Below are 542 nucleotides of genomic sequence, written 5' to 3'. Positions count from 1 at the left end.
GCCTTCGCCGGCGGGCTGCTTGCCGAACCGGAAGGCGATCCGCGCATCCAGCGCTTCGTCATCCCGCCCTTCACCGCGGCGCGCGAGGTCAAGGCGATGCTTCAAGCTACGTCGGTCAAGGTCGGAGCGCAGAACATGCATTGGGCCGACGACGGCGCATGGACCGGCGAGATTTCGCCGGTGATGCTGAAGGATTGTAGCTTGGACATCGTCGAGCTGGGCCATTCCGAGCGCCGCGAGCATTTCGGCGAGACCGACGAGACGGTCGGCCTCAAGACCGAAGCCGCCATACGCCATGGCCTCATTCCGCTGATCTGCATCGGCGAGACGTTGGCCGAGCGCGAGGCAGGCCTTGCCCGCGAGGTGCTCGACCGGCAGGTGCGCGGCGCTTTGTCAAAGCTTTCGGCCGCGCAGAAGCGCGCGCCGATCCTGTTCGCCTATGAGCCGGTCTGGGCGATCGGCGTCAACGGCATTCCGGCGACCTCGGACTATGCCGACGCCCGCCAGGCGGAGATCATCGCAACCGCTGAGGATGTTCTCGG

General features: G+C 66.4%; 1 protein-coding gene. It reads left to right on the top strand.

The features are described 5' to 3' along the window. The coding region (locus tag KVT37_RS31805; RefSeq protein ID WP_217578965.1) for a triose-phosphate isomerase at positions 1 to 542 on the top strand (542 nt) is incomplete at both ends.

Origin of the sequence: Mesorhizobium sp. GbtcB19 (genome assembly GCF_019091085.1) — a bacterium.
Lineage (GTDB): Bacteria > Pseudomonadota > Alphaproteobacteria > Rhizobiales > Rhizobiaceae > Mesorhizobium.
Note: the sequence above shows the minus strand (reverse complement) of the source record. Positions and strands in the feature narration are given on the sequence as shown.